The 14,965-nt window shown below is 41.2% G+C and carries 10 protein-coding genes and 1 tRNA gene; 7 read left to right on the forward strand and 4 right to left on the reverse strand.

Annotated features, from left to right (window positions below):
- The first annotated feature begins 57 nt into the window (after positions 1 to 57).
- Positions 58 to 2,994, forward strand: coding sequence for a M16 family metallopeptidase (locus tag P2W73_RS04525; protein WP_276500804.1), 2,937 nt, complete (start codon positions 58 to 60; stop codon positions 2,992 to 2,994).
- Positions 2,995 to 3,053: 59 nt separating this feature from the next.
- Here P2W73_RS04525 and P2W73_RS04530 read toward each other — a convergent pair whose 3' ends face one another.
- On the reverse strand, positions 3,054 to 3,833 hold the full coding sequence (locus tag P2W73_RS04530) for an enoyl-CoA hydratase/isomerase family protein (protein WP_276500805.1): 780 nt from the start codon (positions 3,831 to 3,833) through the stop codon (positions 3,054 to 3,056).
- 342 nt (positions 3,834 to 4,175) lie between these two features.
- On the opposite strand from P2W73_RS04530, the gene P2W73_RS04535 reads away from it, so the two are divergent.
- Positions 4,176 to 5,360 (forward strand): glycoside hydrolase family 88 protein, encoded by a 1,185-nt coding sequence (locus P2W73_RS04535; protein WP_276500806.1) that lies wholly within the window; start codon positions 4,176 to 4,178, stop codon positions 5,358 to 5,360.
- 9 nt (positions 5,361 to 5,369) lie between these two features.
- Here P2W73_RS04535 and P2W73_RS04540 read toward each other — a convergent pair whose 3' ends face one another.
- The gene (locus tag P2W73_RS04540) at positions 5,370 to 5,777 is read right to left on the reverse strand and encodes a cobalamin B12-binding domain-containing protein (RefSeq protein ID WP_276500807.1); all 408 of its coding nucleotides are present in this window, start codon (positions 5,775 to 5,777) and stop codon (positions 5,370 to 5,372) included.
- Between the two features lie 131 nt (positions 5,778 to 5,908).
- On the opposite strand from P2W73_RS04540, the gene P2W73_RS04545 reads away from it, so the two are divergent.
- Positions 5,909 to 6,898: an aldo/keto reductase gene (locus P2W73_RS04545; RefSeq protein WP_276500808.1), complete on the forward strand. Its 990-nt coding sequence runs from the start codon at positions 5,909 to 5,911 to the stop codon at positions 6,896 to 6,898.
- On the opposite strand, the gene gltX is transcribed toward P2W73_RS04545, so the two are convergent.
- Entirely contained in the window at positions 6,895 to 8,415 is a 1,521-nt protein-coding gene (gltX, locus tag P2W73_RS04550) for a glutamate--tRNA ligase (protein ID WP_276500809.1), read from the reverse strand. The two genes, P2W73_RS04545 and gltX, sit on opposite strands and share 4 nt — an antisense overlap.
- 112 nt (positions 8,416 to 8,527) lie before the next feature.
- Here gltX and P2W73_RS04555 point away from each other — a divergent pair, with 112 nt between their 5' ends.
- The 3 genes from P2W73_RS04555 to P2W73_RS04565 all read left to right on the forward strand — a co-directional run bounded on the left by P2W73_RS04555 (position 8,528) and on the right by P2W73_RS04565 (position 10,289).
- Positions 8,528 to 9,166, forward strand: coding sequence for a polysaccharide deacetylase family protein (locus P2W73_RS04555; protein WP_276500810.1), 639 nt, complete (start codon positions 8,528 to 8,530; stop codon positions 9,164 to 9,166).
- A gap of 232 nt (positions 9,167 to 9,398) precedes the next feature.
- Positions 9,399 to 10,166 carry a TatD family hydrolase gene (locus P2W73_RS04560; protein ID WP_276500811.1) on the forward strand — a complete coding sequence of 256 codons (768 nt, stop codon included), beginning with the start codon at positions 9,399 to 9,401 and terminating at the stop codon, positions 10,164 to 10,166.
- A gap of 36 nt (positions 10,167 to 10,202) precedes the next feature.
- A tRNA-Ser gene (locus tag P2W73_RS04565) sits at positions 10,203 to 10,289 on the forward strand.
- A 227-nt stretch (positions 10,290 to 10,516) separates the two neighbouring features.
- Here P2W73_RS04565 and P2W73_RS04570 read toward each other — a convergent pair.
- A complete protein-coding gene (locus P2W73_RS04570; protein ID WP_276500812.1) occupies positions 10,517 to 13,345 on the reverse strand; it encodes a hybrid sensor histidine kinase/response regulator transcription factor in 2,829 nt (942 codons plus the stop codon).
- 286 nt (positions 13,346 to 13,631) lie between these two features.
- Here P2W73_RS04570 and P2W73_RS04575 point away from each other — a divergent pair, with 286 nt between their 5' ends.
- On the forward strand, positions 13,632 to 14,963 hold the full coding sequence (locus tag P2W73_RS04575; protein WP_276500813.1) for a sugar porter family MFS transporter: 1,332 nt from the start codon (positions 13,632 to 13,634) through the stop codon (positions 14,961 to 14,963).
- Positions 14,964 to 14,965: the final 2 nt, after the last annotated feature.

The following is a 14,965-nucleotide window of genomic DNA, read 5'->3' on the forward strand; positions in this document are numbered from 1 at the left end:
CCAAAAAGCGTTTCTTTCTTTATATTTCCTGTCAAAATTTATTAAAACATAGCTACTATGAAAGTGAAACATTTGTTGCTGGTCACCCTTCTGTTTGTCAACGTGGCGGTGCTGGCTCAAAAAAAACATGAATGGAAACAAGTCAGTTCGGGAGGTTACACATATAAATATGTTACAGGCGATCCTACCCAAAGCCGTTTTTATACGTTGAAAAATGGCCTGACCGTAGTGCTTTCGGTGAATAAAAAAGAACCAAGAATTGCCACACAGATTGCCATAAGAACGGGCAGCAACAATGACCCCGCCGATCATACCGGGTTGGCTCACTACCTCGAGCATTTATTGTTCAAAGGCACTGATAAATTTGGTACCCTGGATTGGGCAAAAGAAAAGCCGCTACTCGACAAAATAGATGCCTTGTACGAGCAATACAATTCAACTACCGATACGCTGAAACGAAAAGAAATCTATAAAGAGATTGACAGGGTTTCCGGTGAGGCATCCAAATTTTCCATCGCCAATGAGTATGATAAACTCATGGCATCGATAGGTTCTCAGGGCACCAATGCGCATACCTGGGTAGAGGAAACCGTGTATGAAGAAGATATTCCATCCAATGCCGTAGAGAAATTTTTAGCGATACAAGCTGAGCGTTTCCGCAATCCAATCTTCCGCATCTTTCATACGGAACTGGAAGCGGTGTACGAAGAAAAAAACATCAGCCTTGACAATGACGGACGCAAAATCCAGGAAGCGATGTTTAAAAACACTTTTCCTACTCACAATTATGGTTTGCAATCCACCATTGGCACCATTGAGCATTTAAAAAATCCTTCACTGGTAGCCATCCGGGACTACTATCATAAATATTATGTGCCGAATAATATTGCCTTTATCATGGCCGGTGATTTTGATCCGGATAAAATGGTAAAGCTGATCGATGCCAAATTTGCGTACATGAAACCTAAACCCGTTGAACAATACAAGGGGCCGGAACAGGCGCCTATTGCAGGGCCTGTTGTAAAAGAAATATTTGGACCCAGTGCGGAGAGTTTACGGATTGTTTATCGGGTGGGCGCCAATAATACCCGGGAGTCTTTATTGGCGAGCGTAGCTGCTTCCGTTTTATCCAATGGCAAAGCTGGTTTGCTTGATCTGAACCTGAACAAGCAACAAAAATTACAGGGCGCCGGAGCAGGCATTCAGCAGTACAAGGATTACGGCATGTTTATCCTGAGTGCTTCACCCAAGCAGGGGCAAACGCTGGAAGAAGCAAAAGACCTTTTGATGAGCCAGATTGCTGTATTGAAGAAAGGTGAGTTTGAAGAATCGTTGATCAAAGCCATTGTGGCTAATTATAAACTGGCGGAATTACAGGCATTGGAAAGCAATGGTGCAAGAGTGGCTGGCCTGGTTGACGGCTATATTAAGCATCAAGGAAAGGAGTGGGATAAAGATGTATCTGTGTTGGATGATATGGATGCAATTACTAAAAAGGACATTGTGGAATTCGCCAATAAATTTTTTGCTGATGGTAACTATGTGCTCATTTATAAACGCAAAGGCGAAGACAAGAATATTGTGAAAGTGGAGAAGCCTGCCATCACGCCGGTTGAAACCAACGCTGGTAAACAATCCCCTTTTGTAAAACAGATCACAGCAACCGAATTGCCTGCCATCAAGCCGGTGTGGGTCAACTTTGCTACTGACCTTCAAAAATCGAAGGCCGGTAATGCTGAAGTGTTGTATGTAAAAAATAAAGACAACAGCATTTTCAACCTGTATTATTATTTCGATATGGGTTCGTGGAACAATAAGTTGTTGTCAGTGGCCCTGCAATACCTGCAGTATATCGGTACAGATAAATATTCTGCCGAAGATATCAGCAAGCAGTTTTATAACCTGGCTTGCAGCTTCAGTGCATCGGCAGGAACAGAGCAGACTACAATCAGCGTAACAGGCCTGCAGGAGAACTTCGACAAAGCCGTTACGTTGTTAGAAGACCTGATTGAAAATTGTAAGGCTGATACAGCGGCTCTTTCGGGTCTGAAAAATCGTTTGCTAAAAGCAAGAGCTAACAATAAACTGAATAAAAATGCTATTGCAACCGCTTTAAGAAACTATGCTTTGTATGGCCCTAAGAATCCGTACAATTATGGATTGACAGATGAGGAGATCAATAATATCAAAGCGGAAGAACTGATTGCCATTATTCATTCTCTGCTTGACTACAAGCACCGGATATTATACTACGGGCCAAAAGAATTGCCGGCCTTTACTGCTTCAATTCAAAAGTTACATAATACACCATCAACCTGGACAGTGGCTCCAGAAGCCGTGAAGTTTGAACGTACTTCTCAAACCAATAACCAGGTGTTGTTCGCTGAGTATGATGCGGTACAGGCGGATATTTTCTGGTCAAGAAACCTGGAAAAATTTGATGCTAACAAGGATGCGCTGGTAAATATGTTCAATGGCTATTTTGGTGGCGGTATGGGATCTATCGTTTTTCAAACCATTCGTGAATCAAAAGCGCTGGCTTATTCGACCTATGCCTTTGTAGGCACACCGGCAAAAAAAGAAGACAATTACACTACTACAGCATATGTAGGAACGCAGGCCGATAAATTGAATGAAGCTATTAATGGAATGAATGAACTGCTGACAGACTTGCCCAAAAACGAAAATAGCTTTATCAGTGCCCGCAAAAGCCTGAATAAAGACATCGAGACCGAACGCATTACAAAAGAAGGTATCATTTTCAGCTACCTGAATGCGGAGAAAAAAGGTTTGAAAGATGATATCCGCAAAACCAATTATGAAAAGTACAAAGCGTTAAAATTGGATGACCTGTACAGCTATCACCAGCAGGAGCTATCTAAAAAAGCGTATACTTATTCCGTAGTGGGATCGGAGAAAAATATCAAGATGGATGATCTGAAAAAATATGGCGAGTTGAAAAAACTTTCGCTGACTGAATTATTCGGTTATTAGTAACAGTCTTCACTTATTGCAAAAGAGCCTTACCAATCGTAAGGCTCTTTTATTTGAGCTTATTTGCCTGTAAAATTTGCTTTTCTTTTTTCCATAAACGCCGCCGCACCTTCTTTGGCGTCTGCCGTATCAAAGAGGTCTCCAAAAGTTTCTATTTCCACTGCATAACCATTTTTTGATTCATCAAACACGGCATTGGCAGCCCTGATACAGCCAGCAATGGCCAGCGGAGCTTTAGAGTTAATAATGTCTAAAATTGTTTTTGTTTTTGTCAATAATTCTTCCTGCGATACCACATAATTAACCAACCCATATTGCAATGCCTGGTTAGCATCGATCATATTACCTGTCAGCAACAACTCCATGGCCCGGCCTTTACCAATCAATTGCACCAGGCGCTGCGTTCCTCCATAGCCCGGTATCAAACCAAGATTGACTTCTGGCTGACCAAACTTTGCATTAACAGCAGCGATACGGAAATGACAGCTCATGGCTAGTTCACAACCGCCACCCAGGGCAAAGCCATTGACAGCAGCAACAATGGGTTTCGGGCTGTTTTCAATTTTAGAAAACACAAGGTCCTGCCCCCGCTGTGCCAATGCTTTTCCACCTGCTGCATCGAGTGAAGAAAACTCACTGATATCAGCACCTGCTACAAATGCTTTTGAGCCACTACCCGTAATGATGGCCGACCTTGCTTCAGGGTTGCTGATCATTGCATCGATAGCGGCGCCAAGCTCTTCAATAACAGTTTTATTCAGGGCATTTAATTTATCGGGCCGATTGATGGTGATGGTGGTAATGTTATTTTCAGTTTGAACAAGCAGGGAGGAATACATAAAGAATATTTTTTTCAAAAATAGGGAAGTAGCTAAATATATACCTTCGGCTGAAACAAAATCGGGTTTAAAAAATTACATTTGAAATGAGCCATGATAATGCTTATCACCAACCGGGATGATTATTTGGCGAACCTGTCTGCCGACAGGCAAGATTCTATTTGGCCAAAAAACAATAAAAAATAAACAAATGAAAATAGGGTCTTGAGCAGGTTACTTTTTATCTTCAGAAAATCATAATCAATCGGAATAACAAAAATATTCGCTGCTATTAGAGATAAGCGTAATGAATTTGTTAATCAAAACCTTGTTTCACCGGATTAAAACAATAGAAAATAAATTATGAAGCGCTGTATTGTTTTCTTTTTGGTTTTAGTGATGATAAACGCCTATTCTCAGAAGGACAAAAAAGTGATGGCCCGCCTTATCAAAGAAAATATGGACCTGGCCGTAAAGCAATATAAATACATGGCGAGTCTTACACCAGTAGATTCTATGCCACGTTCCTTCGATGCAAACCGCTTTATTGCCAGTAATACTGATTGGTGGACCAGTGGGTTTTTCCCTGGCACATTGTGGTATATCTATGAATACTCTAAGAACACGTCGATAAAAGCAGAAGCCGAACGACGATTGGCGATCCTTGAAAAAGAAAAATATTATACCGGTAACCATGATCTTGGTTTTATGATCTATTGCAGTTTCGGGAATGCATATCGCATTACCGGTGTACCGGCTTATAAAGATGTGGTGACGACTGCGGCTGAAACATTGATCAAGCGCTACCGGCCAACTATTCGTGCTATTCAATCCTGGAATTCGCTGAAGGATACGATATGCCCGGTTATCATTGATAATATGATGAACCTCGAGTTGCTCAATTGGGTGAGTGACGAACTCAGAGAACCTAAATACAAAGTAATTGCTATCGACCATGCCAATACAACATTAAAAAATCATTTCAGGGCTGATAACAGCTCTTATCATGTGCTTGATTATGCTGCCTCGGATGGCGGAATTGTGAAAAAGAAAACTGCGCAGGGATATAGCGATGAGTCAGCCTGGGCAAGAGGCCAGTCATGGGGGCTTTATGGCTATAATATTATGTATCGCTTCACCAAAGAGCCTGCTTATCTTGAGCAGGCCAGGAAAATCGCCGCATTCCTGGTGGATCATCCGACTGTACCGGCTGATAAAATTCCTTACTGGGATTATAATGCACCGATCACCCGCTATACTTATCGGGATGTATCGGCTGCTTCAATTATGGCGTCAGCTTTGTTGGAATTAGCACAATACACCAGCGAAGAAGAGTCTAAAAAATATATTCAGAGGGCGGTTGATATCCTGAAATCACTTTCCACACCAACCTATCGTGCCGAACCAGGGTCAAATGGTGGCTTTATTTTAAAACACAGTGTTGGTTCATTGCCGCACAAATCAGAAGTTGATGTGCCGTTGACCTATGCCGATTATTATTTTATCGAAGCTTTATTGAGGTATAAGAAATGGTATCTTAATGATTGAAAGAGAAGCTTAAAAATTTCTGTTCTTCTTTACCCAATCAGTGATGTAATCAGCAATCTCGCTGGTGGTAGTGCCGGGAGCAAATAATTTTCCCGCTCCCATTTCATTTAATGTTCTCATATCATCTTCAGGGATGATGCCGCCTCCGGTGAGTAACACATCGCTCATCTGTTTTTCTTTCATCAATTGAATCACTCTTGGGAATACCGTCATATGGGCACCGGATAAAATACTGATGCCGATAGCATCTACATCCTCCTGCAAAGCAGCATTTACTACCATTTCGGGTGTTTGGCGAAGGCCCGTGTAAATTACTTCCATGCCTGCGTCACGAAGCGCAGTGGCGATGACCTTCGCTCCGCGGTCATGACCATCTAATCCTACTTTGGCAACCAAAACTCTGACGGGTCTGTTCATATTGGCGATTGTTCGTGGTCAAAAATAAGCATAGGGTTGGATTATTCTTTAATTTTCCAATTCAATGCTGACGATTGTGTTCAAAGAAGTTCATTTCAAGTAAAACTATTTTCTTATTCTTAACCTGGTGTATGCGCTATAGAAAATTCGGTAATACCGATTTAATGGTAAGTGAAATAGGATTTGGCGCCTGGGCTATTGGTGGGGGAGCTATGATCGGAAATACAGCAATTGGTTGGGGTAATGCTGATGATAATGAATCAAAGGCGGCAATACTGCGGTCAGTTGAACTGGGAATTAATTTTTTTGATACGGCCGATATCTATGGTTTAGGACATTCAGAGCAGTTGATCGGCGAAGTATTGGGCAACCGGCAGGATATTATAATCGCAACTAAAGTGGGTAATGTATCGAGAGACGATCGATTCACGGTTGATTATTCAGGGGAATATATTGTAAGAGCCTGTGAAGAAAGTCTGAAGCGATTGAAACGGGATGCTATCGATTATTATCAATTACATACGGCAAGGTTGTCGCACTTGCTGCAAGGCGATTGTTTGGAAGCGATGAAACAGTTGCAGCAACAGGGAAAGATTCGTTACTGGGGTATTTCCTTGAACACCTTTGATCCTTTTCCGGAAGCCGAATTTTTTATGCAACAAAAAACAGGCAGTGGGTTTCAGTTAGTCTTAAATATGCTAAACCAAAAAGCGCTACCCCTTGTAAAGAAAGCGTCGCAAGCGGGCTATGGCATCATTGCCAGGATGCCTTTGCAATTTGGTTTGTTAACGGGTAAGTTTGATGATAAAGTCTCGTTTCCCGACAATGATCACCGGAGGAACCGGCTAACAAAAGAAATAATTGAAGCGGCTAACCATGCGTTGGGTCCGGCTTGGGAATTATGCGGGAAATATAACATCAACAAGACGCAGTTGGCGTTAAGTTATATTTTAAGCTATCTAGAAGTTGCTACGGTTATTCCCGGTATCCGGACGGCAAGTCATGCCGAAAAAAATATTGCAGGCATGGTCCATCTCACCCCGGAAGACAGGGACTTAATTGAACAATTGGGAACCGGTCCTTTAATTGTAGTAATGGAACTAATACAAAAACAAGGTTAAAAGACTTCGATTGCTTTTTTGATTCTTTCAATTGTTTCTTCCTTTCCGATTATTTCAGCAATATTAAAAACCGGAGGGCCGAATTTACCACCAACCAGCATTATCCGAAATGGCAATTGGAGTTCACCCGGTTTTATATTTTTTTCAACAGCCAATTCTTTGAATAGGTTTTCCAGCGACGTGGCGCCCCATTCGGTTTGGTTATTTATTTTTTCCGAATAGGTGATAAAGAAATTTTTCTTGTCTTCATTCCATTTGGGTCTGACGGCGTTTACATCATACTCACCGGGTGATTGAAAGAAGAAGGATGATTGATCATAAAAATCAGTCAGCAATGTACAACGGTCTTTTACCAATCCGATCACTTTTTCCAATAAGTCATCATCCGAAACTGCAATGCTTTTTTCATTCAGGAAGCTTCTGACTTCTGACTTCAGACTTCCGATTTCCGACCTCTTTATCCATTCATGATTGAACCATTTGGCTTTTTCGTAATCAAATTTGGCTCCGCCGCTATGTACTCTTTCAATTGAAAATTTCTCAATCAATTCTTCTTTCGTAAAAATTTCCTGTTCAGTACCATCATTCCAGCCTAATAATGCCAGCAGGTTGATAAATGCTTCCGGTAAAAATCCTTTTTCCTTAAATCCTTCTGTCAATTCATTAGTCCTGGGGTCGGTCCAGTTCATAGCAAATACGGGGAAGCCATATTTAGAACCATCTCTTTTACTCAGTTTGCCATTCGGACCAAGGATCAAAGGGAAATGTGCCCATTGCGGCATGTTTTCCAGGCCAAACAAATATTTCCACAGAAGAATATGAACCGGTGCACTAGGTAACCACTCTTCACCCCGAAACGCATGGCTGACCTTCATCAAATAGTCGTCTACTACGACGGCAAGATGATAAGTAGGCATGCCATCCGCTTTCAGTAATACTTTATCATCTACAATAGATGTATCAAAATGCACTTCGCCACGGATCATGTCAGTAAAAGAAATGGTTTCATGATGTGGCATCTTTATGCGGATCACATGTTTGGTACCGGCCGCTAAAAATTTTTTTGTCTCTTCAGCCGATAGCGAAATAGAGTTCCGCATCTTATTTCTTACGGACTGATCGTATTGCGGTGAAGGATTTTCCGTGGTTTTAAAATCATGCCGCATTTTTTCCAACTCTTCAGGAGTGTCAAATGCATAATAAGCATGACCCGCCTCAACGAGTTGTTCTGCATATTGGCGATAGAGTTCTTTTCTTTCACTTTGCCGGTAAGGTCCATAGCTGCCACCATGTACCGGGCTCTCATCAGGTTCTAAACCTGCCCATGTCAAACAATCAAAAATATACTGTTCCGCTCCGGGTACGTAACGGCTCTGATCAGTATCCTCGATGCGAAGTATAAAATCACCGTTATGGTGTTTTGCAAACAAATAATTATATAAAACAGTTCTTACGCCACCTAAATGCAAACCGCCGGTAGGACTTGGCGCAAAACGAACCCTTACTTTTTTACTCATAGGCTGCAAAGATAACAAAGGAAGGCACAAGGCTCAGGGCACAAGACACAAGACTTAAAAATCGATTTCTTGTTCCTTGTTTTTTTTCTTGTTCCTAGTACCTTGTGCTTTTATGAAATATTTTGTAAAAACTCCCTGGTGGCTCAAAAAAATTTATTCTTCTTACCTGTGGAGTGTTGACACAAAAGAAAAGAATGTGTACCTCACATTTGACGATGGCCCGCATGCTGTTGCTACTCCTTTTGTCCTGGACCAATTGAAGCAGTACAATGCCAAAGCGACTTTTTTTTGCATTGGTAAAAATGTATTGGCCGAACCGCAGATCTACAGAAGAATCTTAGATGAGGGACATGCGGTAGGAAATCATACGCATCATCATTTGAATGGTTGGAAAACGAAAAGTGAAATGTATTTGGCTGATGTGAATGAAGCAGGGAAATATATTGACTCCATTTTGTTTCGACCTCCGTATGGAAGAATCACTTCATTCCAGGCAAAAAATATCAATGCCGCACTAAAAAAGAATAATGTAAAGATTATTATGTGGGATGTGATAAGTGGTGATTTTGATGAATCACTTACCGGAGAACAATGTTTGCAAAATGTAATTTTGAATGCAACAAGTGGTTCAATCATTGTTATGCATGATAGTCAAAAAGCTTTTGCACGACTTGAATTCTTTTTACCGTTGATGCTTTCTTTTTTTTATGAGAAGGGATATCAATTAAAGAAGTTAGAAGGATTCGGGTAGAAAAAATAATAGAGAAGGGAAAATAATAATTTATAAAAAACTGATTATAAAGCGTTGGTATTCAGTTAAAAATTTAGGGCCTGGGTAGAAACCCTGGCCCGTTTTTAATCCGTACCCTATGAAAACTGGGCTAAAGGTAAAATAATTTTTCATTAATCCAAACTAATTTACAAGTGTTTGTGGCTGGTTTGCAGGAATATTTCGGCCCCTTGTAAGACTTAATTTTGAGCCTATGAATCTGATTGATACCCATGCACATATTTATTTAAATGACTTCGCGGATGACCGGCCGGCAATACTGGACAGGGCGAAGCAAACCGGGATAGAGAAAATCCTGATGCCGGCCATCGACTCAGCTACGCACCCGGCAATGCTGGAACTGGAGACAGAAAATCCAGGTTTTTGTATCAGTATGATGGGGCTTCATCCCTGCTCTGTAAACGAGAATTTTTTGGAGGAGTTGGCAAAGGTTGAGCAATATTTGACCGAACAGAGATTTGTGGCAATAGGTGAGATTGGGCTTGACTTCTACTGGGATGTTAGTTTTAAAGAACAACAGTATATAGCATTTCGCCGGCAAATCGAGCTGGCAATAGATTATGGTCTTCCGATTGCGATACATTCCCGCAACTCTACAGACGAATGCATCCAGGTAGTAAAGGAGTATAAGAACAGTCAATTAAAGGGGGTATTCCATTGTTTTTCGGGCTCATCCGAACAAGCCATACAAATTATTGAGCTGGGTTTTTACCTGGGAATTGGAGGAGTATTGACTTTTAAAAATGCCGGACTGGATAAGGTGACCATGGATATTTCCGTTGATCATATACTATTGGAAACGGATGCTCCTTACCTGGCGCCGGTTCCTTTCCGGGGTAAACGGAATGAATGCAGCTATATTTCCTACACGGCGCAGAAGCTGGCTGACTTAAAAGAAACTACGGTAGAAAACATTGCTAAGTTGACCAGCAGCAATGCCCAAAAATTATTCGGGCTCTAAAGTCTGAAACCGTATTTTTGCAGCCCTTAATAAAAAGGAGACTTGTCCGAGTGGTTGAAGGAGCACGCCTGGAAAGTGTGTATACGGGAAACCGTATCAAGGGTTCGAATCCCTTAGTCTCCGCTAAAGTTTTTTTGCATGCAGATAATGCAAAATGATAAAAGCGCTTGATATGCAAGATTAATTGTAATTGAGCAAATGTATCTGTAAGAAAAAAAAGTGCACTTTTTCGATGTGCATTCAGTGGCTCAAAACTGGCCCTGTTATCCCTCTTAAATATCTTTTTTTGCCGGGCAGCTTATCCTTTTTTTAAATTGCTAATGGTAGAGTCGGCGCTGACTACACTAACTTTATTTGCCGGCAACGTTCTTCTCCTTGAATGCTTTTGGGGTCATGCCAAATTTTGACTTGAAAACGGTAGAGAAATAAGCTTGTGAAGAAAAACCGACTTTGAAGGAAATTTCAGATATCGACAGCTCTTCATTAAGCAACAGGTATTTTGCTTTTTGCATTCTTACATTCAGGATATAGTCATTTACGTTGTAGCCTAAAACCGCTTTTACTTTTTTATAGAGTTGAACCCTAGAGATGCCAATCTCTTTACAAATGTCATCTACCGTAAAGTTTTCATTAGCGATATTGCTTTCCACGATGGACGAAAATTCGTTCACAAATTTTCGATCAATTTTTTTGGAGGCCGATGTTCTCAATCCTTCATTGGGTAATTCACTGCTGTAATGGTCTTTTAAAATCTCCCGGTTCCTGATCAGGTTTTTAATCGTTTCTTTAAGATACTCCATATTGAATGGCTTTACGATATAAGCATCTGCTTTTAACTTCAATCCCTCAATCTGCTGTTCCATACTTGCCCTGGCGGTTAATATGATGATTGGTATATGAGAAGTCCTGATATCATTTTTTAAGGTGTCTACGATAAACATGCCATCCTTGCCGGGCATCAGAATATCGGAAATGATAATATCCGGAATAATTTCATAGGCCATGTTCAGGCCGGTATTGCCATTCTCCGCTTCCATAATTTCATAGATGTCCGATAACTGTTTTTTTATAAAATTCCGGATCTCTGCATTGTCCTCGATGAGTAATATGGAGTATTCTTTTGCCTGCGTTGAAACAATTTCTACCGGTAATGTTTTTAGTGTTTCTGTATCATTAATATAAATTTTGGCATCTTCGTAGTTAAGATAATCGGGTGCGGCTTCTTTTGCTATTTCATTTTCTCTAAGATGCGCATGGCCAAGTGGCAGCCATACTTCAAACGTTGTTCCTTTCCATTTTTCGCTTTTAATAGTAATTTCTCCCTGGTGGAGTGTAATCAACTCTTTGGATAAGGCCAGGCCCAATCCCGTTCCTTTATAGGTTCCCTCATTGCCTTGGTAAAAAAGATCAAAAGCATGTTCCAGTGTTTCCCGGCTCATGCCAATCCCTGAGTCTTCAACCCTTATAATTGCTTTTGACTTGTTTTCATCTTTAGCAACAGACACTGTAATGCAGCCATGATCGTTCGTGAACTTAAACGCATTCGAAAGCAGGTTAAACAATATTTTATCCAACATATTTACGTCGAACCATACTTTCAATTCTTTATCTTTTGCATCTACCCTGAAAGAGATCGTTTTTTTCTTCGCTGTTTCGATAAACGCATTGGTGATGTCCGTAACGAATGCTACAAGGTTATTCTCGGTAGCTCTCAGTTTCATTTTTCCCTGCTCAATTTTCCGGAAATCCATTAGCTGGTTGACTAATCTTAAGAGGCGCAGTGTATTTGTCTTCACCATCTCCAGCTGCGCTTTTGCCGAAAAATGGAGTTTTGAAGAAGATGCCATTTCTTCGATTGGCCCTAAGATCAACGTGAGGGGGGTTCGTAGTTCATGTGAAATATTGGTAAAGAAATTAAACTTGGCATCGGTGGCTTCTTTAGCCTTTTTTCCTAGTTCAATCAGCTGGTTACGTTGCATCATGATTTCTTCATTTTGCATGGCCAGCCGGGCATTGATCTTTTTATTTTCTTTTAAATAATAAAAAAGCACAAAACCCATGATCAGCGCAAGGGCCAGTGAAACGGATATGGTATAAATAATATTGGATTGGTTTTGGGTAATGATGGCCTGGTCTTCAATTTTTTCCTGGCTCCTGTCAATATCTCTTTGCTGTGCCAACAGTTTTTCGTTTTGAAGTTTTGTGATCCTGATATTGGTGGAATCAATAACGGTGGTGAATAATTGGTTTTCCCGAAGAAACGGTTGTTGATTCAATATGGCTGCGGCTGTGGCAATGGCTTCCTGGCCGCCAGTGGGATATAAGACAGTCGCGGAAATGTATTTATTCTGCACCATGTCGAGACCGCCTCCTTTCGATGGCAGTCCGTCTATTCCAATAATCTTTATTTTGTTTTGCAATCCCAGCCTCTCACAAATTTTATAGATGTCAAATGCCATGAAATCATTTTGCGCATAGACCAGGTTGATGTTGTTATGTGTTTTTAAGTACACCTCAACGGGATTAGCGATACCGGGGGTTGTAGTCAGGTAGTTGTCAAAACGTTTTACATATTTCAACGAGGGATAACGTGAAATAATATCGATAAAGCCATTGTGCCGGTCAATAACGGGTGAAGCGTCAGGTATGCCGGTTACTTCTATAATATTACCTGCTCCATTTAATATGGTAGCTGCATATCTCCCGGCATTTTGACCGACTTCATAATTGGATGCGCCGATAAAAGAAGTATAACTTTTGGAGTCGATTCGCCTGTCGACGACCACCACGGGAATACCTGAATTGTACACTTTTTGAATAACAGGCGTTAGCGGTTTTACCTCGTTTGGCGAAACGATCAACAGGTCAATTGGTTGTTTTATGAACTCTTCAATCTGCAGAATCTGGCTATCACTATTTCCGTTTGCATCCCTGTATGCCAATTCAATATTATCATGAAAGGAGAGTTCCCGTTTCATTTCGGCCAGCATCGTTTTTCGCCAGTCGTCGATGCCGGTGCATTGGGAAAAGCCGACTATATATTTTTTTGCTTTTGTGCCAGAATTGCAGGACAATAATAAAACAGACCAGCAAAGTATAACTAAGGATACAATCCGGAAACTAAGAATTGATTTATTCTCTTGGCGCATATGGGAAGCAGTCACAGCAGCAATTTGCATTTTTTTTCAATAGTCCATTACTAAAAATGTTCATTTAGTTTTCAAAATCCTCTCTTTTTCAAAATCAGGCCAGGTAATCTACCCAATCTGAGTGAACAGAATTGAAATTATTCTATACAATTTCAAAAAATAGTCTTTTTCATCCTTATGGCTAGAAAAAAGAATACATGATTTTCAATTCATTAAGCTCAACTATTCGACTTCCAAAATTTGAATACAATTCTTACAAATTCGAAACGATACCGGAGGCACGCTGACCTACTTTGCATACATAACGGAATGCTATATGAATAAAAAATTGCTCTTGTGGAGTATTGCAGTAGCCCTTGGCGGATTTCTCTTTGGTTTTGATACGGCAGTTATATCAGGGGCCGAACAGGATATTAAAAGGATCTGGCAACTCAGTGATCTTTTACACGGCATGGCTATCGCCATGGCATTATATGGTACGGTGATCGGCGCCCTCTTCGGCGGCATACCTGCTACCAAATTTGGCAGAAAGAAAACTTTACTCTGGATCGGAATTTTTTACCTGGTATCCGCCATCGGTTCCGCCCTTGCCCCGGAGGTTTATTCCTTTATGCTTTTCCGTTTGTTGGGCGGGCTTGCCATTGGCGCATCTTCGGTAGTGGCTCCAATGTATATTACTGAAATAGCTCCTTCCAAAAACCGGGGTAAGCTGGTCGCCACTTTCCAGTTCAACATCGTTTTTGGAATCGTCATAGCTTATTTATCTAACTATCTGTTACAGGGCGTTGGCGGTGAAGATAGTTGGCGGTGGATGTTGGGCGTAGTCGCCATTCCCTCAGCATTGTATTGCGTATTCATCGTTTTTGTACCTGAAAGTCCAAGGTGGCTGATGGTTCACAAAGGAGATTATAGCGCTGCCCGTACCATCTTGCAGGCCAGTGACCCTGAAGGCGTGGACGAAGCTATCCGGACTCTTCAACAATCCATTGAGGAAGAAAAACAAAAAGAGACCATCGCGGCTTTTCTCACCCGGCGTTTTAGCACTCCCATTTTATTAGCTTTCCTGATTGCGCTTTTTAATCAACTGTCCGGCATCAATGCCATCATCTATTTTGCTCCCCGTGTATTTGAATTGGCCGGTATTGGTAAAGATGCTGCGTTTCTGCAAAGTGCGGGCATTGGATTGGTCAACCTCATATTCACCATGTTTGGTTTATACCTGATCGACAGGCTGGGCAGAAAAAAATTAATGTTGATCGGTTCGCTCGGTTATATCATTTCACTGGCAGCAGTGGCGGCGGCTTTTTACTTTGAGTACCTGGGTGGAATGATCGTACCGGTTTTGTTATTCCTGTTTATCGCATCACATGCCATTGGGCAAGGCGCCGTGATCTGGGTTTTTATCTCTGAAATTTTTCCCAATAATGTCAGGGCATACGGGCAATCATTGGGTTGTTCTACTCACTGGATATTAGCAGCCATCATTACAACAGTGTTTCCTATACTGGCTACCAAATTTGGACCGGCACCTTTATTCCTCTTCTTTGCTCTTATGATGGTGCTGCAATTATTCTGGGTGATTTTTAAAATGCCGGAAACAAAAGGAGTATCACTGGAAGCGATTGAAGCAAAACTGATAAAAAAATAACT

The organism is Terrimonas pollutisoli (assembly GCF_029360765.1).
GTDB classification, from domain to species: domain Bacteria; phylum Bacteroidota; class Bacteroidia; order Chitinophagales; family Chitinophagaceae; genus Terrimonas_B; species Terrimonas_B pollutisoli.